We start from the raw sequence: 19992 nt of genomic DNA, 5'->3' as shown, positions 1-19992 counted from the left end.
GACGCGCGCTCAACGCAGGACACCGTCGGCCCGATGGCCTAGGTTCACGACCGTGAGGATCGCGGTGGCGCGGGAGATGCGCCGGGACGAGGCGCGGGTCGCCCTGGTGCCCGACGTCGTCGGACGCTTCGTGGCGATGGGCGCCGAGGTGCACGTCGAGCCGGGCGCCGGCGTCCCGGCCGGGTTCGACGACGAGGCGTACGCCGCCGCCGGTGCCGTCCTCGACGATAAGGCGCTCGAGGTGGCGGACCTCGTCCTGGCCGTCCAGGCCCCCCTCCCGGCCACCGTGCGGCGCATCCCCCGGGGCTCGGCGCTGGTGTCCTTCCTGCCCACCTCCGCGGCCGACAGCATCGGCGAGCTCCGCGACTGCGGTGTCGATGCCTGGGCCATGGAGCTGCTGCCCCGCATCTCGCGCGCCCAGTCGATGGACGCCCTGTCCTCCCAGGCCCTGGTCGCCGGCTACCGCTCCGCGATCGTCGCCGCCGGCCTGCTCCGCCGGTTCTTCCCGCTCAACATGACCGCCGCCGGCACCGTCCAGCCCGCCCAGGTGCTCGTGCTCGGCGCGGGCGTCGCCGGTCTGCAGGCGATCGCGACGGCCCGCCGGCTCGGCGCGGTGGTGAAGGCGTACGACGTCCGCCCGGCCGCCGCCGAGGAGATCCGGTCCATGGGCGCCGAGGCGATCACCCTCGACCTCGAGGACCTCTCCGCCGAGGGCGGCTACGCCAAGGAGATGACCACCGACCGCGCCGAGCGGCAGCGCGAGCTGCTCGCGCCGTACGTCGCCGCCGCGGACGCACTGATCACCACCGCCGCCGTGCCGGGGCGCACCGCGCCGATGCTGGTCACCCGCGAGATGGTCGAGGCGATGAGCCCCGGGTCCGTGGTCGTCGACCTCGCCGCCGAGTCGGGCGGCAACGTCGAGCGCTCCGAGCCCGGACGGGTCATCCGGGTCGGCGACGCCCAGGTCTGGGGCGGCGAGAACGTCCCCTCCCAGATGCCCGAGCCGGCGTCCACGCTGTACGCCGCCAACCTGCTCGCCCTCGTCACCCTCATGACGACCGACGAGCCCGACGTCCCCGCACCCGACGACCAGTCCGACGAGCCGGTCGACGGGCCGGTCGACGAGCCGGCAGGGGAGCGGGTCCTCCGGTTCGCCCCCGACATGGAGGACGAGGTCGTGGCGAAGTCCTGCGTCGTCAAGGACGGCGTCGTCGTCCACGAGATGACCCGCGCGGTCCTGCAAGGCGGTTCCCTGTGATCGAGCTCCTGACCATCCTCGTGCTCAGCGTGTTCGTGGGGGTCGAGGTGATCTCGAAGGTCTCCTCCACCCTCCACACCCCGCTGATGTCGGGCGCGAACGCCATCCACGGCGTGATCCTGCTCGGCGCGATCCTCGTGACGGGGTCCACCGACGACCCGGTCTTCGTCGGTCTCGGCACGCTCGCGATCGTCCTCGCGACCGTCAACATGGTCGGCGGGTTCGTGGTGACGGACCGGATGCTCCAGATGTTCTCCCGCAAGCGGCCGCGCCCCGACGCGAAGGCCCGCCCGTGATGGCCGCGCCGACCTGGGTGCAGCTGGCCTACCTGCTCTGCGCGGTCGGGTTCATCCTCGCGCTGAAGGGTCTGTCCGGTCCCCGGACGGCCCGCGCCGGCAACCTCGTCGGCGCGGCGGCGGCGACCGTCGCCTGCCTGCTGCCGTTCCTCTACCTCGACCTCGACAACGTCCTGCTGATCGTCGGCGCGATCGTCGTCGGCACGGTGCTCGGCGTCGTCGGTGCCCGCCAGGTGCAGATGACGCAGATGCCGCAGATGGTGGCGCTGTTCAACGGCGTCGGCGGTGGCGCCGCGGCCCTGGTGGCGCTGGTCGAGCTCGAGGAGTTCCTCGCCGTCGCCGACCTGGACGTCCTCGGCTGGGACACCTGGGCCATCACCGCGTTCACCGTCGTCGTCGGCACGGTCTCGTTCTCCGGGTCGGTGGTCACCTTCGCCAAGCTCCAGGAGCTGATGACGTCACGGCCCGTGGTCTTCCCGGGCCTGCCCGTCGCCGCGGTCGCCGTCGTCGTGCTCGCCCTCGCCGGATCGGTCTGGCTGACCCTCGGCGGACAGTCGCTGTGGCTCGGGTTCGTCCTGGCGCTGCTCGGCCTGGCCCTGGGCGTGCTGCTCGTGCTGCCCGTCGGCGGGGCCGACGTCCCCATCGTCATCTCGCTGCTGAACGCCTTCACCGGCCTGTGCGTCGCCGGGTCGGGCTGGCTGCTGGGCAACACGGTGCTGCTCGTCGGCGGCACCCTGGTCGGCGCCTCCGGCACGTTCCTGACGCTGCTGATGGCCAACGGCATGGGCCGCTCGGTCCCCGGCATCCTCTTCGGGGCGCTGAAGGGCGGCTCGACGCTCGGGTCGACCGCCGTCTCCGACCGCCCCGTCCGCTCCGGCTCCGCCGAGGACGTCGCGATCACCCTGGCGTACGCCGACCGGGTCATCGTCGTCCCCGGCTACGGCCTCGCCGTCGCCCAGGCGCAGCACACGCTCCGGGAGCTGGTCGACGTCCTCGCCGAGCGCGGCGTCCGCGTCGACTACGCCATCCACCCCGTCGCGGGCCGGATGCCCGGCCACATGAACGTCCTGCTCGCCGAGGCCCAGGTCCCCTACGACCAGCTGCGCGAGATGGACCGCATCAACGGCGACTTCCCGACCGCGGACGTCGTCCTGGTCGTCGGCGCGAACGACGTCGTGAACCCCGCGGCCCGCACCGAGAAGTCCTCACCGATCTACGGCATGCCGATCCTGGACGCCGACAAGGCGAAGCAGACGGTCTTCCTCAAGCGCTCCATGCGGCCCGGGTTCGCCGGCATCGAGAACGAGCTGCTCTTCCAGCCCGGCACCATGCTGCTGTTCGGCGACGCCCGCGAGTCGCTCACCGACGTCCTGGCCGGGGTCAAGAAGCTCTAGAGATTGTCTCACGATGTGAGTTTGCTCACGCCCCGCCGTGGGGAGGTGCTGGTCACCAACCACAGAGGAGACGGACATGAGGATCTCGGGACGGACGCTGGCCGCGGGCCTGGCGACGGTCGTGACGGCAGGACTGACGGCGGGCCTGGCGGGCTCGCCGACGGCGGTGGCGGAGGGCGCGGAACCCCCGGACACGGCCGCGAGGTCGTGGCAGCGAGCGGGGGAGTGGGCCACCGGGGAGGTGGGCCAGGAGATCACGAGCATCGCGCTGGACCCGGAGAACGATCTCGTCGTCGCGATGGACTCGCGCCGTGTCAGGACGTACGACCGGGTCGGCGAGCAGCTGTCGACGTTCACGACACGCTTCCGGCCGGGCAACCTCGACGTCGCCTCGGACGGTGACATCCATGTGCTGCCGGCCTACGAGGCCCGCGGGACGACCCAGACCGTTCGGGTGCTGGGCCCGAAGGGCCGCACCAAGCGCCTGTACGGCCGGGACCAGGTGGCCAAGCTCGGTGGGTTCGAGATCGACGAGGGCGTGCGACGCCTGATCATCTCGGACCTCGTCTGGTGCAAGGTCGTGACGTACGACGTCGCGTCGGGGCGTCAGCTGGGCGCCTGGGGCAAGGACGGCACGGAGGGGTCCACGGACCCGAACGCGCTCGACTTCCCGAACGACCTCGCCCTGATGCCCGACAACCAGCTCGTCCTCGCCAACTCCAGCGCCCTGCGGGTCTTCCAGCGCGGCGGCCGCTACGTCCGCACGATCGGGCAGGGTCGGTTCAACATCAGCGTCGAGCGGGTCGCGTACGGCGGTGGTCGGGTCTTCGGTCTCGAGTCCCGCCGCTCCGAGGTCGAGGTCTTCGCCGTCGACGGCACCCACCAGCGGACCCTGAGGACCGGCATCCGTCGTACCGTCGACGTCGCCGCGACCCCGAACGGCAACGTGGTCTACGTCGCCGGCCGCCTCGAGTCCGGCGAGCCGGGCATCGTCCGGTGGGTACGGCGATGAGGGCACGGCGGACCGCGCTCGGGGCAACCGGGCGGGTCCTGGGTGCCGCGCTCGCCGCCGCGTTGACCCTCGGTGTCGCCGGGTCACCCAGCGGTGCTGAGGGCGACCGCACCACGCCGGCGTCGGCACGCGCCACGTCGTGGCAGCCCGCCGGGAGCTTCACGACCAGCGCACCCGTCACCGGCCTGGATGTCGACCCCGCTGGTCGCGTCGTCGTGGCCACCGAGGACCGCCGGGTCCGTACCCACGACCGGACGGGAGAGGTGGTCTCGACCTTCCGGGCGCCGATACCGCCCGGCAGCCTGGACGTCGCCGTCGACGGTCTGGTCCACCTCATGGTGGACCCCGGCGCGGGCGCCGTGAACCGGACCATGCGGGTCTTCGGTCCGCGGGGCCGACTGGTCCGGACCTACGGCCGGAACCTCCCGGTGGCCGGCGGCTTCCAGGTCGTCGAGGACCTGCGTCGGGTCATCTACGCCGACGGCATCGACGACAAGATCCGGACCTACGACACGCGGACCGGCGCCGAGGTCGACACCTGGGGGGAGAACGGCAACGACGGGACGAACCCTCCCGGCCGCCTCGACTTCGCCGCGGACCTCGCTCTGCTGTCCGAGTCCAGGCTCGTGGTCGCCGACTCGGGGCGGAAGGTCCTCCTGGTGTTCGGCCGTGGCGGACGCCACCTGCGCACCCTGGGCGAGCGCTACTTCGGCAACAGGGTCCGCCGCGTGGCCGCCGGCGGCGGCCGGCTGTTCGGCCTCGAGCCCGGCGGTGAGCGCTCCCAGGTCGAGATGTTCTCGGAGACCGGCACCCACCTGCGCACCCTGCGGACCGACGTCCGCCGCGCCGCCGACCTCGCCGTCTCACCGGACGGCCGCACCCTCTTCGTCGCCGGTGAGCTGCCGTCCGGCGAGCCAGGCGTCATCCGCTACGTCCGACGCTGAGCCCCGCGCGGTCGGGTCCACGAAACCCCGACTGGGCTGACGAAGCTTCGTGGGCCCGGCGGGGGTTTCACCAGCCGGCTGGTGAAACCAGAGGCAGGTGAGGCCCCTGGGATCAGCGCCGCGCGACGAGGAGCGGCTGGGCGACGGCGGCGACGAGACCGTCGGCGTCGGAGAGGGTGCCGGAGGCGAGGCCGGTGCCGTCGAGGCCGATCGTCGTGGCGACGTCGAGGAGCGTCCACTCGCCGGTCGGCGGGCGGCGGAAGGTGACGGTGACCGTCGGCGGGATGAACAACCACTCGGTCATCGGCAGCTGTCCCGACAGGCCGTTGGCCGAGTCGGCGACCACCATCAGGCGCTGCTGCGGGGTGGCCTCCTCGCCCTCGACGAGCGGGATCCGGACCCGCGCCCACACGGTCGCGGGGCCGGGGTCGTCGTACCCGCCGGTCACGAAGCGCCAGTCGATCGACCGTCCGTAGCCCCAGTCGGGGCTGGTGCCGGGGAAGTAGCGCTGCGGCTGCTCGTCCGGGACGGGCGGGACGGCGTCCGCCCGCGCGTGCTCGGCGGTCGTGCCCTCATCGCGGCGGATCCGCCACGCGGTGGCGCGGACCGCCAGCGTGTCGTTCGCGTACAGGCTCGCCTCGACCATCTCGACCCGCTTGCCGGGGCGGACGACGGTGGCCTCGGTGCGCATCCGGCCCTGCGGGATGCCGGCGAGCATGTCGACGGTGAGCCGTGCGACGGGCATCGCGACCGGGTCGGCGGCCGTCGCGTCGATGGCCCGCAGCAGCAGGGCGGCTGGCGGCCCGCCGTGCTGGGAGGAGGAGTCCCAGGGGCTCTCGGTCGCTTTCGTGGACTCGAAGAGCCCGGCCCCGGGGTCGACCGGCAGGTAGTACGCCGGCTGGTCCACCGACTGGTGCCGGGAGTCGCTCACGCGCCCGCGACGCCGTACAGGCGGTCACCGGCGTCGCCGAGACCCGGCACGATGTAGCCGACCTCGTTGAGCTTCTCGTCCATCGCCGCCGTGACGACCGTGACGGGCACCTCGACACCGGCCAGCGCCGCCTCGAGGCGCTCGCAGCCCTCGGGGGCGGCGAGCAGGCAGATCGCGGTGATGTGGTCGGCGCCGCGGTCGACGAGGAAGTGGATGGCCGCGGCGAGCGTGCCACCGGTGGCGAGCATGGGGTCGAGCACGTAGCACTGGCGACCCGACAGATCCTCGGGCAGCCGCTCGGCGTACGTCGACGCCTCGAGGGTCTCCTCGTTGCGGACCATCCCGAGGAACCCGACCTCGGCCGTCGGCAGGAGCCGCATCATCCCGTCGAGCATCCCGAGTCCGGCGCGGAGGATCGGCACGACCAGCGGCTTCTCGGCCAACCGGACCCCGGTGGTGGGGGAGACGGGCGTGAGGATCTCGACCTCGGTGACGCGGACGTCGCGCGTGGCCTCGTAGGCCAGCAGCGTGACGAGCTCGTCCGCGAGCCGCCGGAAGGTCGGCGAGTCGGTCTCCACGTCACGCAGCGTGGTCAGCTTGTGCGAGACGAGCGGGTGGTCGACGACGTGGGTCCGCATGCGGGGCAGCGTAGTGGTCCGCCAGACTCGCCGAGTGGACAGCAGTGGTTGGGAGGCCCCGATGCGGGCCGCCCTCGCCGAGGCGGCGCGCGCCGCCGAGGTCGGCGACGTGCCCGTCGGGGCCGTCGTGCTCGACGCCGCGGGCGACGTGCTCGGCCGGGGCCACAACCGTCGCGAGGCGGACGGCGACCCCACCGCGCACGCGGAGGTCCTCGCGCTCCGCGCCGCCGCCGTACGACGGGGGGCGTGGCGCCTCGACGGCTGCACCCTCGTCGTCACGCTCGAGCCCTGCACGATGTGCGCCGGGGCCGCCGTCCTGTCGCGCGTCGACCGGGTCGTGCTCGGGGCGTGGGACGACAAGGCGGGCGCCGTCGGCTCGCTGTGGGATGTCGTCCGCGACCGTCGGCTGAACCACCGGGCCGAGGTGGTGGCGGGGGTCCTCGCCGCCGACTGCACGGCGGTCCTGGACGCCTTCTTCCGGGAGCGCCGCACGGCCGAGGGCTGAGCTCACTGGGCGTGGTCGTCCAGCACCGCCGGGCCCACCGACAGCCACCACTGGGCGCCCTGACGACTCGGCTCGACGCGGGCCAGCGCCCGGAGCACCGGGTCGCCGGCCAGCCCGAGGGCGAACAGCGACGCGTGGCGGGTCGAGGCCAGCCCGTGCTCGACGGCGTCCGTCGCGAGCCGCGCCGAGACCTCGGGCGGCAGGGCTCCGTGGCTCAGGCCCAGGCTGATCAGCGCGCGGGGGTAGACGTCGGGGCGCTTCTCGCTCATGACGCTCTCGGCGAGCTGCTCGCGGGTGACGACGTGGCCGAGGCGCCGCAGGAGCGACCAGCTCGTCGCGGCGATCACCTCGTCGTCGGACCCGGTCAGCTCGAGCACCACCTCGGCGACCGCCGGCGCGTAGTGGCTCGCGCCGAGCAGCGCGGCCGCCAGGTGCCGGCGCTCGCGGCGGAGGTGGAACAGCGACTCCCGCAGCAGGCGCGACAGCATCTGGTCGGGGTCGTGCGCGCGCCGACCCACCGAGCGCTCGACCCGCTCGGCCGCCCCCTCGGAGACCGACCGGGCGACGTCCGGCTCCACGGTCTCCCGCTGCCGGCGCGCCAGCAGCGCGCGGCGTCGGACAGCGAGGTCGGGGGTGGTGGCCAGGACGCGGTTGAGGGACACCTCGGGGAGCTCGACGGCGAGCTCCAGCGCGTCGAGGCGGCGTACGAGGGGGCCGCCCTTGGCCAGGTCGCGGGCGACGTGCTGCTCCAGCGTCGCGATCGTCTGGCCGCCGAACCCGCCGCGGCCGGCCAGGGTCGCCACCACACCGGTGGCGCCGTGACGGAGCAGCGGGCTGGCGTCCCCCATCAGGCGCACCAGCAGGTCGGCGGCGACGTCGTCGCCGACCTCCGCCAGCAGGGCCAGGGCCGGGGTGCTGCTCTGCACGGCGGGGTCCATCACGAAGCGACCCAGGCTCCGGGTGACGTGCCCGCGGACGTGGTCGTGGGAGAGCAGCAGGACGGCGGCCTCGTGGCGGGCGACGAACGAGGGGCCCACCTACCGCGTCAGCTCCCCGAGCAGGTGCTTGGTCAGCTCCGCCCAGGTCGAGGTGTGGACGTAGATCCGCTCGTACCCGGTCATGCCGGCGGTCAGGCTCAGCCAGTCGCTCGCGTCCGCCTCCCCCGCGGAGACCCGCTCCAGCAGCCAGTCGAGGTCGTGCTGCGCGGAGTCGAGGTGCGCCAGGAACGCCGGCTTGTCCCCGCAGGCCCGCGACAGGAGGCTGTCGACCGCTCCGAGGACCCCGCGACCCAGCCCCGTGTGCGTCTCGTAGGCCTGCAGGACGGCCAACGACGCGCGCTGCGTCCCCGACTCGAGACGGCTGATCCGGGGCCCGTCGACGGACAGGCCGTCGGCCCTCAGCCCGGCCACGAACCGCTCGCGGGTCAGGGTCGAGGTGGACGCGGCGAGCAACCGGGAGGTGGCGAGCAGCCAGGCCATGCGTCGCGGACCGTTGATGTCGCTGCTGCCCACGGGGTTCGGGTCGGTCGGCAGCCGCTGCGGTCGGCCGGCGGGCCTGGACCCCGGATCGGGCCCGGTGGGCGCGCGCGAAGACCCCGAATGTTCCCCCATGGACATGGGGTCTTTGTAAATCGGCAACCTCAGGAAAAGCCAGTAGTTGTCGACAAGTCGGCTTCCGTGCAACAAACCCGGACATTCCCGGAAGCCGAGTAATGATCCTCCCGCAACTTGCGGAGTGACGACCTCCGTAACAGCCATGGGGGCTCACGTTGTCGTTCTTCGGCGTCCCCTCGCGTTCATTTCATCTCGAAGGGACACAGCATGTTCAGCAGCAGCGGCATCAAGCGGGGACTGGCGGCGACCGCCATCTCCGCCCTGGCGGTGACGGGTCTCCCGCTCATGGCCGGCACGGCGTACGCCGACTCGGTCAACGCCCAGGTCGGCAACGGGAACGTCGACCTCTTCACGCAGTACTCCGGCGTCGCCTCCACCCAGTTCGACGGTGTCAACCGGACCGTCCACCTCCTCGCGGGCGGCGGTGACGACGTCAGCCGGGTCCGCTTCGAGTACACCGCCGGTGGCGCGACCACCGTCATCTCGACGGTGTCCCGCACGAACGGGGTGTTCAGCGACGAGTGGACCCCGCCGTCCAGCCTCCTGGGCCAGACGGTCACCGTCCGCGCGGTCGGCCTGAGCAGCGTCGACACCCCGATCAACGGGGCCACGGACGAGTCGGCGGTGACGGTGAGCGCGGACGCCGCGGCCCTCGACATCGCCAACGCCCCCGGCTCCGCCCTGGGCGTCTTCAGCCAGCCCTACGGCGTGGAGAGCGAGGAGCGCGGCCTGCCCGGCGACGGTGTCGACCACAGCACCCGCCAGGGCGTCATCACGGGCACCACCTCGGGTGCCGGTGCGGTCACGCTGCGCGACCTGGTCTCCGGCAGCGCCCCGCGCCCCGCGGTCACCCCCGGCTCCGCCGGCTCCGACGGTGCGCGGCCCTTCCGCGGCACGGTGAACTTCCAGGACTACGACCTGTCGGGCACCCCCGACGAGGCGGTCGTCGGTGCTGACCAGGTCAACGGCAGCGACGACGCCGAGGTGGTGAACCTCCAGTCGCAGACCATCTCCAACGTCACCGCCCAGGCCTCGCCGGCGAGCGTGCCCAACGGACAGACCTCGACGGCGGTCATCACCGTGACCGACGCCCAGAACCGCCCGGTCGCCGGCGCCCAGGTCATCTACGACCGGGACAACGACGGCGTCTGGGACGGCGCGGACAACGGCGGCACCGAGGAGTCCCGCTACACCGACGCCAACGGGCAGGCCCGCTTCACCGGCCTCTCCGGCTCGGCCGGCGGCACGACGTACGCCTTCTTCGTCAACACCGACGGCGGTGACGACTACGACCCGGCGATCGACTTCCGCCGCACGGTCACCGTCACCTCCTTCGCCCAGGTGCCGACGCGCATCACGACCTCCTCCGCTGACGGCGACGCCTTCGACGTGGACGAGAACGACGGGGACGACCTGCAGGCGACGGTCCTCGACCAGAACGGCCAGGGCGTCCCGAACCAGACGGTCAATTACACCCTGTCGGTGGCCCGTTTCGACGGCACCACCAACGGGACGACCTCGACCACCGGCACGGCGACCACCGGCGCCGACGGCGTCGCCGACATCCCGTTCACCGACCTGGGCGACGGCACCTACACGCTGCGCACCTACATCGAGGGCAACGGCACCCCCGGCCAGCAGGACGGTGACCTCTCCGGTGCGGACCGCACGTTCAAGGCCGGTGACGCGGACCTGGAGTTCGCGGAGGAGCCGACCGCGACGTCGGTGTCCGGCACCACCGACACCTACGACGCCAGCCTGACCCTCGCCGACGGCACCCCGCTCGCTGGCCGCGCCGTGCGCTTCACCTACACGGCGACCGGCAACGTCGTGGTGGCGGCCCAGGGCAACCAGCCCTCGGGCACGACCCGCAACAGCGACACCCAGGCGACCGGCACGACCAACGCCCAGGGCGTGGCGAGCGTGGCGCTGTCTGACCCGGCCTCGCCGGACCAGGCGGAGCTGAACGGTCAGCTGGACGCGGAGACGATCGCCAACGCGATCGGTGACGCGAACGCGGACGCCGACCCGCTCGACGTCGACTTCGTGGACGGCACCCCGCCGGCCCGCTCCACGGTCACCGTGTTCCAGATCGGCGACGGCAAGCCCGGCGAGGCCACCACTGGCTCGCTCCGGGTCGTGTCCGACGCCGACAACGACCCGAACACGGCCGCCACCCCGGTGGAGGGTCTCGCGGTCACGTTGGACATCGACCAGAACGCGTTCTTCACCAACGGGACGGCCGCCCCTGGTGCGGTCGTGGGTGAGGACTTCCGCCTCGAGAACCTCGGCAAGACGATCACCGTCGTCACCGACTCCAACGGCCAGGCGGAGTTCCAGACCACCATCGAGCGCGACAGCGGGTTCGACGACGACGGCCAGGTCACGGCCACCATCACGGCCCGCTCGGGCTCGGTGTCGGACACCGAAGACCAGCTCTTCGACTCCTCCGACCCGATCAACGGTGGTGAGGTCGTCGTCGAGCAGTCGCCGGAGAGCGTCCAGGACAACCCGGTCGACCCGACACGGGTGGGTGACTACGTCTACTTCGACGTCACCACGACCGACCAGTTCGGCAACGTCGTCGGCGGCGAGGACTACACCGCCACGACGGACGACGACGACAACTTCTTCGTCCAGTACAACTCCAGCTCGGACTTCGAGGACGACGGCGACTTCGCGGTCTACGGCTACGTGGCGGGCGTCGTCTCCGTGGACGTCGAGTGGACCACCGGGACCACGGTCTACGTCGCGGACCCGTTCGGCACCGAGCCTGTCGCGGGCTCGGGCAACAACGAGACCCTCGAGGACTCCGCCGAGACCGAGTTCTACGAGATCGACTACGCACAGTCGACCTTCGAGCTCTCCTCGTCGCCCGAGGGCACGCAGGAGGTCGGCACCGCCGTCACGGAGACGGTCCGCGTCGTGGACCAGGAGGGCAACCCGATCGAGGGCCTGAACGTCCAGTTCATCCGCTCCGGCCCCGGTGACCAGGACGGCGACACCAACGCCAACCGCACCACCAACGAGAACGGTGAGGCCTTCTACAACTTCGTCGGTACGGAGGAGGGCACGGCGCGGATCAGCGCGGTCATCTCCGAGGACGAGGGGACGGAGCCCATCCGCACCCTCACCGACGAGGTCGTCTTCGACGACGGCACGGTCGAGCCCCCGGAGCCCACCGAGATCACCGCGACGCTGACGGGTGCCAACAACGGCGCGAAGGCGGACCGGCTCAAGGTGACCACGAGCCCCGCGCGTGCTGCGGCCGGCGCGGTGGCGAAGCTGTTCACCCTCCGGAACGGCCGCAAGGTCCTGCTGGGTCAGAAGGAGCTGAACCAGAACGGCGCGGCGAGCTTCACGACCCGGGACCGCAACGGCAACCGGGTGACCCGGTACTTCGCGGTGGTCCAGAAGACCGACACCACCACGTACGACCGGTCGAACGACAAGAAGGTCCGCTGACCCCAGCGGATCCCCACCCGACGGGGGCTCGAGGCCGGCCGCTCCGGCCGCGGGTCCCCGTCCGGGGGCCGGTGGTGACGTCGTCCGACGTCGCCCCGGCCCCTACCCGGCCCAGCCGGACGCAGACGCGGTCCGGGCCATCCCTGATAGCCGCTGCCAGGGGATGGTCCGGACCGCTCTGTGCACAGTACATTCTCAGCCGCCCGCTCCGGGGAGCGTTCGTCCGACGAGGACGGGCCCCGCGGCGGGCGGTCTTCGTCGTCAGTCCGGTGCGACCGCCGCGGCCACAGCCCGCCGCAGGAGGTCGCGTCGCGCCTCGTGCGTCGCCTCCGGCTCGTCGGCCGTCGCGGCCCACACCCCGCTGATCGGCGACCACGCCGTCGACATCGCGATGACCAGCGCCATCAGGTCGAACGGGTCACCGGCCCGCACCCGTCCCGCCTCCTGTGCGGCGGCGATGGCGGCCAGCTTCCCGGCGTCGAGGCGGTCCTGGTCGTCGACGAGCAGCCCGGTCGGGCGCCGCTCCAGTCGGTGCCAGGACGCCATCCGGATCAGCTCCGGCTGCCGCAGGTAGTCGTCGTACAGCCGCACGGCCCAGTCGGCGAGGTCGTCGGCGTCGATCGGGGCGTCGTCGAGGATGCGGTGCATCGAGCCGAAGAAGACGGCGTCGAAGAGGCCGGCCTTGCTGCCGAACCACGCGTAGAGCTGCGCCTTGTTGGCGGCCGCCGCGGTTGCGATGCGGTCCACCCGCGCGCCGGCGAGGCCGTGCGCGGCGAACTCCTCCAGCGCGGCGTCCAGGATCCGCTGCCGCGTCGCCTCCCCCTTGGGCGTGGGGGCGGGCTCTGCGGTCATGCGACCAGGGTACAGAACAAACTGGTTGGTTGCTTTCTCGAGCGCGTGCTGTCACGCTGGAGAAAAGAAACCAACCAGTTAGGACTGATCTGATGCGCCCCACCACCGCCCTGCTCGCCGACCGCCCGGGGGCACCCCTCACCCCGACGCCGATCGAGCGCCGCGACCTGCGCGACGACGACGTCGCCGTCCGCGTCACGCACTGCGGCGTCTGCTTCACCGACCTGCACCACCTGCGCAGCACCGCCGACGGGGTCTTCCCCCTCGTGCCCGGCCACGAGTTCGTCGGCGAGGTCGCGGCGGTCGGGCCGGCGGTGACGTCGTACGCCGTGGGCGACCCGGTCGCCGTCGGCAACATCGTCGACAGCTGCGGGGAGTGCCGCCGCTGCGCCGAGGGCCAGGAGAACTGGTGCCCCGAGTACGTCCTCACGTACGCCGGCCGCGACCGGCACGACTCCTCACGCACGCTCGGCGGCTACTCCGGCGAGTACGTCGTCCGCGAGCGCTTCGTCCACGCCCGCCCGCCGGGTCTCGACCCGGCCGGGGTCGCCCCGCTGCTGTGTGCGGGCATCACGGTGTGGGAACCGCTGCGGACCACCGGGGTCGGGCCCGGCAGCCGGGTCGGGGTGGTCGGCATCGGCGGCCTGGGCCACCTCGCCGTCCGCCTCGCCGCCGCCCTCGGCGCGGAGGTCACCGCGTTCACCACCTCGGCGGCCAAGGCCGACGACGCCCGCCGGCTCGGCGCGACCCGGGTGGTCGTCTCGACCGACGCCGAGCAGATGGCCGCGGCGGCCGACAGCCTCGACGTCGTGATCGACACGGTGGCGGTCGAGCACGACCTCGCGCCGTACCTCGCCTGCGTCGACACCGACGGCGTCCTCTTCCCGGTCGGCTACCTGGGCCCACTGACGGTGGACAGCATGAGCCTGCTCGCCGGCCGCAAGCGGCTCAGCTCGTCGGGCAGCGGCGGCGTCGACCGGACCGCCGAGCTCCTCGCCTTCTGCGGTGAGCACGGGATCACCGCCGACGTCGAGGTGCTGCCCGCCGCCGAGGTCGCCACCGCGCTCGACCGCCTCGCCCGCAACGACGTCCGCTTCCGGTTCGTCCTCGACACGACCGCCCTCTGAGAGGTCGAGTCGGCACGTCTGCGCACCTGCGAGACCTCGAGTCGGGCTCTTCTGCTGGATGTGTGGGTCGTGCGGTCCGATCGCGGTCGGGAGGCGTGGTCGCGGTACTCCGTGACGATATGCACCATCCGCGGGTCTGAGCTCGTGCGAGACGTCACGGAGTACCGCTCGTCCACAGCCGGCCGGGTCCGCCCCGGTACTCCCCTGAGGAACTGTCGTTCCGGACCTTGTCGGACAGCAGGACCTCAGGGGACTAATCCTGCGGTTCACCCGGTCACGGTGGACAACGCCTCGCGACCCCGTCGACCCCGTCGATCCCGTCGACCACCGGCGCGCCACGCGCGCGGGTGGCGCCGCCACCCTTGGCGCGAGGACCGTCGCGGTCCCGTGCACGAACGCACACAGTTCGACACCGGGCGGGCTCCCTCGCCGCCTCACACCGCACCAGGCCGCACCGGCGCACCCACCGCCGAGGCGAACTGTGTCCCTTCGTGCAGCCTCCAGCCGACCCGACACAGCCAGCTCCAGCACGAGAACGCGCCACCCACACATCAAGCAGAGAAAGCCCGAGTCGGCACGTCTGCGCACCGTCCGCTGCTGTCGGCTGCGCAGACGTGCCGACTCGAGCCCCTGGGGCTGGGCAGACGTGCCGACTCGGCCTACTGCCGCACGCGCCGGACGACGGCGGCGGTGACCTCGGCGGTCGTGGCGGTGCCGCCGAGGTCACGGGTGCGGGTCGAGGGGTCCTTGAGCGTCTCGCGGATCGCGGTCATCAGCTCGGCGGCCGCCTGGGGGTGGCCGAGGTGGTCGAGCATCATCACCGCCGACCACAGGGTGCCGACGGGGTTCGCGGCGCCCTGCCCGGCGATGTCGGGCGCCGAGCCGTGGACCGGCTCGAACATCGACGGGAACTCCCGCGTCGGGTCGATGTTGGCGCTGGGAGCGATGCCGATCGATCCCGCCACGGCGGCGGTGAGGTCGGACAGGATGTCGCCGAAGAGGTTCGAGCCGACGATGACGTCGAAGCGCTCCGGCTCGAGCACCACCTTCGCGGCGAGGGCGTCGATCAGCTCGGAGTCCCACCGGACGTCGGGATGGCCGGCGGCCACGTCGGCGACGACCTCGTCCCAAAACGGCATGGTGTGGACGATGCCGTTGCTCTTCGTCGCCGACGTCAGGTAGCCCGTACGGCGGCCCGCGAGGTCGAAGGCGTACTCGGCGATCCGGGAGACCCCGACGCGGGTGAAGATCGACTCCTGGATGGCCATCTCGTCGGCGAAGCCGCGGTTCATGCGGCCGCCGACCTCGGAGTACTCGCCCTCGACGTTCTCCCGGACGACGACGAGGTCGACGCCACCCGGCTCCGTGCCGGGACGCGCCCGGCGCAGCGGCGAGTCGACCCCCTCGAAGACCGTCATCGGCCGCTCGTTGACGTACTGCCGGAACGTCCGCCGGATGGGGATCAGCAGCCCCCACAGCGAGACGTGGTCCGGGACGCCGGGCCAGCCGACGGCGCCGAGCAGGATCGCGTCGTACGGGCGCAGCGTGTTGAGGGCGTCGTCCGGCATCATCGCGCCGTGCTCGGCGTACCGGCAGCACGACCAGTCGAAGTCGTCGTAGGCCAGGTCGAGCGAGTGGACCTCGGCGAGGGCGTCGAGGACGGTCCGGGTCGCGTCGACGACCTCCGGCCCGATCCCGTCGCCCCCGATGACGGCGATGCGCTGGGTGCTCATCGCCTCAGCCTCCCAGCCCCAGCAGCGCCACCATCACCGGCAGCAGCGCGATGATCAGGATCGCGCCGAGGATGTCGAAGGTGAAGCCGGACCGGATCATCCGCGTGATCGGCACTGTGCCGGAGCCGTAGACGATGGCGTTCTGCGGCGTCGAGACCGGCAGCATGAACCCGAACGACGCCGCGAACGTCGCCGCGAGGGCGGGCACGAACGGGTTCACGTCCGCGGCTATGGCGATCGGGATGATGATCGGGACGACGACCGCGGCGGCCGCCGTGTTCGACGTGGTCTCCGAGATCACGATCGCGAGGATCGTCGCGAACACGGTGATGGCCAGGGCGCTGGTCAGGCCGAGCGTCTCGAACGAGCCGTTCCCGATCGTCAGCGCCAGCCCCGTCGACTCCAGCAGCGAGCCGAAGATGATGCCGGTGCCGAACAGGATCACCGTGCCCCAGTCGATCTTCGCCGCGTCCGACCAGCGCAGGGTGAACTCGCGCTGCGCCCAGTCCGTCGGGAGCAGGAACAGCAGCGCCGCGCCGAGGATCGCGACGACGCCCTCGTCCAGCCGCTCCCCGACGGCCGTGTACGCCGCCGACTCGGTGCCGGCGGCGATCCCGACGATGCCGGGGGTGATCCACAGGGCGACGGTGACGGTGAACGCGACGAGCGTGTTCTTCTCGGCGCGGGAGAAGCCGCCGAGCTTCTTCTTCTCGGCCGCCACCCACTCCTCGATGCCCTCGAGGTGCTTGATCTCCGGCTTGTTGACCAGGAACAGGACGAACATCAGGGCCACGAACATCAGCGCGCAGATCGGGAACGCGACGAGCATCCAGTCGAGGAACGAGATCCGCTCGCCGGTGGCCTCCTCGATCAGCCCGCGGCCGATGAGGTTGGGCGGCGAGCCCACCGGGGTGAGCAGCCCCCCGACGGTGGCGCCGTACGCGAGCATCAGCGTCATCGCCGCGCTCACCCGCAGCCGGAGGGGGTCGAAGTCCTCGGCGACGAGGCCCTGGGACTGCATCAGCTTGGCGATCACGGTGAGGATGCCGAGGGCCGTGGGCAGCAGCATCGCGACGGTCGCGGTATTCGAGACGAACGCCGACAGCATCGCGGTGATCGCGCCGAACGCGAGGATCACCCGGAAGGTCGACCTCCCGACGCCGGGGAGGTTCAGCACGAACATCGCGAAGCGCCGCGCCAGCCCGTGCTTGAGCATCGCCTGGGCCAGGATGAACGCGCCGATGAAGGTGAACACGGTGGACGACCCGAACGGCGCCAGCGCGTCGTCCGCCCCGGCGACACCGAGGACGACGATCGCGGCGATGCCGAGGAACCCGCCGACCGGGATCGGCACGGGCTCGGTGATCCACAGGACGATGACGCCGAGCAGGATCGCCGCCAGCTGCTGCTGGGTCGCGTCGATCCCGAACGGCAGGAACCAGAACACCAGCGTGACCAGGGGCGCGAGGAACAGCCCGACCGTCCGCCGGCCCCGCTCGAAGGCCTCCTCCCGCGGGGAGAGCTGCTGCTCCCCGAGGCTGCGGTAGGTCGCCGAGCTCATGAACGCCGCCTCGACGTCCGTCCGTGTGCCGCCGGCGCCGCCGGGCGGGGGCTGCTTCCCGAGATCCGTCATCACGGCAGTCAAGCGCACCTGTGTGTCCTCTGTCACACGTCACCATCGCGGATGACGTGGCCCCGGGCCCGACCCGGACACCCTCGGTTTCCGGGCGGGGGGCGGGCTCCGGTACCGTTCCGCGCGGTGGCGTGTCCGAGCGGCCTAAGGAGAACGCCTCGAAAGCGTTTGTGGGGGCGACCCCACCGAGGGTTCAAATCCCTCCGCCACCGCCGAGTGCGAGCAGCCCTCGACCTGCGAGTCCCGCAGGACGGGGGCTGCTCGTCTTCACTTTCGCCCAGACCGTGCCACTTGCGGTTCGGGGCTGTTGCCCAGCAACGGTCCGACGGGTCTTGTGATCGCGCGCGCACCGGTTCAAAATGTGTCGCTATGGGTCGGGCGGCCAGAAGTTCGACAACGGGCAGAAGGGACATCTCAGTGCTAACTCAAGCCTGAGAGGAGATTCGGCACTGAGGTGCCAGGCACCCGATGTGCCCTCCGCAAGCGCATCTATGCCGCTTGCTGTCAGTAACCGACGCATGCCAACAGAAGCCGCCAAAAGTCACGGGCAGCTGTCTGCTGACGTGCACGCCCGAAAGGAGTCCCAAGTGGGACGACCCAGAATTTTCAACGACCCTCACCGCAAGAAGATCGCCGCCGTCGTGAGCAACTCCCGGTCGAGCAACTATGTGGACGGCTACCTCGATGGTGCCGGTGACGGCTACAAGGCCGGCTACGTAGATGGTCACCGGGATGGGAGCTCAGGGCTTCCACAGCGTCCGTTCGACGGCGGTGGAAACCAATGAGCCCCGCAAGGAGGCTCGGTTACGCCATCGTCAGCCGGCGTTACCCGACCCCGCCGGACGTCTGGCCGCGGAAGATCCCGACGCCTGACGTCAACGCGCCCGTGCCGCCCGGTCAGAACCGGGCCAACAGTGCCGGTTCGGGCCGCCGCAGCGACCGCCGGCCGCGAACGGTCACGGGCGGTGAGAGCATCAATCCGTGAGATCGAGGCCCGGCGGGCAATGTCCCGCCGGGCCGTCTCACTGGACATCACCAAGAGCACGGCCTCCTGACAGGCTGGCGGCATGAGCGAGCGGTACGACGAGAGTCCTGACCCAGAGTTCTACGCCGTCCCGCGCTTCGTCACCCACATCGACGACGCCGCGGTCGACGCGGTCTCCGACCTGTACGACGAGCTGGGCGTCGACGGCGACGTCCTGGACCTGATGTCGTCCTGGGTCTCCCACCTGCGCCGGGCGCCGGAGCGGCTCACCGTGCTGGGCCTCAACGCCGAGGAGCTCGCCGCCAACCCAATGGCGACCGCGCGAGTCGTGCACGACCTGAACGCGGACCCGACGCTGCCGTTCGGCGACGCGGCGTTCGACGCGGTGCTGTGCTGCGTCTCGATCGACTACCTCGTCGACCCGGTGGCGGTCCTGGCCGAAACCGCCCGGGTGCTGCGTCCGGGCGCGCCCGTCGTGATCACGTTCTCCAACCGGTGCTTCCCGACGAAGGCCGTGCACGCGTGGCTGGCCACCGACGACGCCGGGCGGTGCGCGCTGGTCGCCGACCACCTCGCCCGCGCCGGCGGCTTCACGCCGGCGCGCGTGGAGCGGCGGACGCCGTCCGGTCGCTACCGCGGCGACCCGCTGTTCTCCGTCGTGGCGACGCGGGAGAAGGCCTCCGTCACGTAGTCCTCGAACCGGCGCGCGGGCCGGCCCGTGACCTCGGTGACCGTGTCGGTGACCAGCGCGAACACCCCGGCGCGGACGCGTTCGAAGGTCACCGTGTCGAGGGCGAGCTGGAAGCCCTCGCCGCCGGAGGTCGCCTCCGCGACGGTCTGGTCGCGGTGAACCACGGGCCGCCCGAGTGCCTGCGACACCAGGCTCGCGGTCTCCGGCAGCGTGTACGCCGCGGGGCCGGTCAGGGTCAGCAGCCGGCCGTCGTACGCCGGGTCGAGCAGGGCCACCTCGGCGACCGCGGCGATGTCGCGGGCGTCGATCCAGGACAGGGCGGCGTCCCCGGCGGGGTAGGGCAGCTCGCCGTCCTCGACGATCGGACCCAGGTAGAACCGCGGGTCGGTCAGCACCTGCGCGAACCACCCCGGACGCAGGGCCACCCACGGCCGGCCGGAGTCGCGGACCGCCTCCTCGACGCGCAACGACCAGCGATCGGCCCCGCCGAAGCCGGCGTCCAGGTCGGACAGCAGCACGACCCGGGTGTGCGGCGCCGTCCGGGCGAGCAGGTCGCCGATCAGCGCCGGGGCGTCCGGCCGGTCGGGGCGGACGACGTACACGCCGTCGACGCCGCGGACGGCGGCGTCCCAGCCGGTGGGGTCGTCCCACGAGAAGGCGACGGGCTCGACGTCCGGGACGTCGACCGCGGCCGGGTCGCCGGACCCGCCGCGGACGGTGACGTCGTCGCGCCCGGCGAGGGAGGTCGCGAGCGGGCGGCCGGTCTTGGCACGGACGCCGGTGACGAGGACGGTGGCGGCGGGGCGGTCCATGGCCGGCCCAGCGCCCCCGGGTCCGCCCGTGTTCCCGGGGCCCGTCCAGCCGGGATGATTCAGAACGACGATCTGTGAATCAACGGCCGGGATCGGGTGGACA

General features: G+C 72.1%; 17 protein-coding genes and 1 tRNA gene. 10 read left to right on the top strand and 8 right to left on the bottom strand.

Annotated elements, in window-relative coordinates:
* Nucleotides 1-52 precede the first annotated feature (52 nt).
* From Q0858_RS15130 to Q0858_RS15110, 5 genes are all read left to right on the top strand, one after another.
* Entirely contained in the window at nucleotides 53-1258 is a 1206-nt protein-coding gene (locus tag Q0858_RS15130; RefSeq protein ID WP_299056045.1) for an NAD(P) transhydrogenase subunit alpha, read from the top strand.
* On the top strand, nucleotides 1255-1554 hold the full coding sequence (locus Q0858_RS15125) for an NAD(P) transhydrogenase subunit alpha (protein ID WP_299056043.1): 300 nt from the start codon (nucleotides 1255-1257) through the stop codon (nucleotides 1552-1554). Before Q0858_RS15130 ends, Q0858_RS15125 begins: the two co-directional genes overlap by 4 nt.
* Nucleotides 1554-2948: an NAD(P)(+) transhydrogenase (Re/Si-specific) subunit beta gene (locus tag Q0858_RS15120; RefSeq protein WP_299056041.1), complete on the top strand. Its 1395-nt coding sequence runs from the start codon at nucleotides 1554-1556 to the stop codon at nucleotides 2946-2948. Before Q0858_RS15125 ends, Q0858_RS15120 begins: the two co-directional genes overlap by 1 nt.
* 76 nt (nucleotides 2949-3024) lie before the next feature.
* On the top strand, nucleotides 3025-3960 hold the full coding sequence (locus Q0858_RS15115) for a hypothetical protein (protein ID WP_299056039.1): 936 nt from the start codon (nucleotides 3025-3027) through the stop codon (nucleotides 3958-3960).
* The gene (locus Q0858_RS15110; RefSeq protein WP_299056037.1) at nucleotides 3957-4904 is read left to right on the top strand and encodes a hypothetical protein; all 948 of its coding nucleotides are present in this window, start codon (nucleotides 3957-3959) and stop codon (nucleotides 4902-4904) included. The genes Q0858_RS15115 and Q0858_RS15110 overlap by 4 nt, the downstream gene beginning before the upstream one ends.
* 112 nt (nucleotides 4905-5016) lie before the next feature.
* Here Q0858_RS15110 and Q0858_RS15105 read toward each other — a convergent pair whose 3' ends face one another.
* Entirely contained in the window at nucleotides 5017-5835 is an 819-nt protein-coding gene (locus Q0858_RS15105; protein WP_299056036.1) for a thioesterase family protein, read from the bottom strand.
* Nucleotides 5832-6473 carry a uracil phosphoribosyltransferase gene (upp, locus tag Q0858_RS15100; RefSeq protein WP_299056034.1) on the bottom strand — a complete coding sequence of 214 codons (642 nt, stop codon included), beginning with the start codon at nucleotides 6471-6473 and terminating at the stop codon, nucleotides 5832-5834. The genes Q0858_RS15105 and upp overlap by 4 nt, the downstream gene beginning before the upstream one ends.
* A gap of 61 nt (nucleotides 6474-6534) precedes the next feature.
* Here upp and tadA point away from each other — a divergent pair, with 61 nt between their 5' ends.
* Nucleotides 6535-6978 (top strand): tRNA adenosine(34) deaminase TadA, encoded by a 444-nt coding sequence (gene tadA / locus Q0858_RS15095; protein WP_299056462.1) that lies wholly within the window; start codon nucleotides 6535-6537, stop codon nucleotides 6976-6978.
* 2 nt (nucleotides 6979-6980) lie between these two features.
* Here tadA and Q0858_RS15090 read toward each other — a convergent pair whose 3' ends face one another.
* Both Q0858_RS15090 and Q0858_RS15085 read right to left on the bottom strand, forming a co-directional pair.
* Entirely contained in the window at nucleotides 6981-8015 is a 1035-nt protein-coding gene (locus Q0858_RS15090; RefSeq protein ID WP_299056033.1) for a hypothetical protein, read from the bottom strand.
* The gene (locus Q0858_RS15085; RefSeq protein WP_299056032.1) at nucleotides 8016-8489 is read right to left on the bottom strand and encodes a hypothetical protein; all 474 of its coding nucleotides are present in this window, start codon (nucleotides 8487-8489) and stop codon (nucleotides 8016-8018) included. It abuts the gene before it with no gap.
* A gap of 309 nt (nucleotides 8490-8798) precedes the next feature.
* Between Q0858_RS15085 and Q0858_RS15080 the strand changes: the two genes are divergently transcribed.
* Nucleotides 8799-12056, top strand: coding sequence for a hypothetical protein (locus Q0858_RS15080; RefSeq protein WP_299056031.1), 3258 nt, complete (start codon nucleotides 8799-8801; stop codon nucleotides 12054-12056).
* 261 nt (nucleotides 12057-12317) lie between these two features.
* On the opposite strand, the gene Q0858_RS15075 is transcribed toward Q0858_RS15080, so the two are convergent.
* Nucleotides 12318-12908: a TetR family transcriptional regulator gene (locus Q0858_RS15075; RefSeq protein WP_299056024.1), complete on the bottom strand. Its 591-nt coding sequence runs from the start codon at nucleotides 12906-12908 to the stop codon at nucleotides 12318-12320.
* A 92-nt stretch (nucleotides 12909-13000) separates the two neighbouring features.
* Between Q0858_RS15075 and Q0858_RS15070 the strand changes: the two genes are divergently transcribed.
* Nucleotides 13001-14035 carry an NAD(P)-dependent alcohol dehydrogenase gene (locus Q0858_RS15070; protein WP_299056022.1) on the top strand — a complete coding sequence of 345 codons (1035 nt, stop codon included), beginning with the start codon at nucleotides 13001-13003 and terminating at the stop codon, nucleotides 14033-14035.
* 659 nt (nucleotides 14036-14694) lie between these two features.
* Here the strand turns inward: Q0858_RS15070 and Q0858_RS15065 are convergent.
* Both Q0858_RS15065 and Q0858_RS15060 read right to left on the bottom strand, forming a co-directional pair.
* Complete coding sequence (locus Q0858_RS15065; protein ID WP_299056020.1) at nucleotides 14695-15768, bottom strand: tartrate dehydrogenase; 1074 nt, start codon at nucleotides 15766-15768, stop codon at nucleotides 14695-14697.
* Nucleotides 15769-15772: 4 nt separating this feature from the next.
* The gene (locus Q0858_RS15060; protein ID WP_299056017.1) at nucleotides 15773-17401 is read right to left on the bottom strand and encodes a DASS family sodium-coupled anion symporter; all 1629 of its coding nucleotides are present in this window, start codon (nucleotides 17399-17401) and stop codon (nucleotides 15773-15775) included.
* A 125-nt stretch (nucleotides 17402-17526) separates the two neighbouring features.
* Between Q0858_RS15060 and Q0858_RS15055 the strand changes: the two genes are divergently transcribed.
* Both Q0858_RS15055 and Q0858_RS15050 read left to right on the top strand, forming a co-directional pair.
* Nucleotides 17527-17613 (top strand) — tRNA-Ser (locus tag Q0858_RS15055).
* Between the two features lie 855 nt (nucleotides 17614-18468).
* Entirely contained in the window at nucleotides 18469-19077 is a 609-nt protein-coding gene (locus tag Q0858_RS15050; protein ID WP_299056014.1) for a methyltransferase domain-containing protein, read from the top strand.
* Here Q0858_RS15050 and Q0858_RS15045 read toward each other — a convergent pair.
* Nucleotides 19017-19889 carry a hypothetical protein gene (locus Q0858_RS15045; RefSeq protein WP_299056012.1) on the bottom strand — a complete coding sequence of 291 codons (873 nt, stop codon included), beginning with the start codon at nucleotides 19887-19889 and terminating at the stop codon, nucleotides 19017-19019. The two genes, Q0858_RS15050 and Q0858_RS15045, sit on opposite strands and share 61 nt — an antisense overlap.
* Nucleotides 19890-19992: the final 103 nt, after the last annotated feature.

Origin of the sequence: uncultured Nocardioides sp. (assembly GCF_947489365.1) — a bacterium.
Lineage (GTDB): Bacteria > Actinomycetota > Actinomycetes > Propionibacteriales > Nocardioidaceae > Nocardioides.
This window is presented reverse-complemented; position numbering and strand designations above follow the sequence as displayed.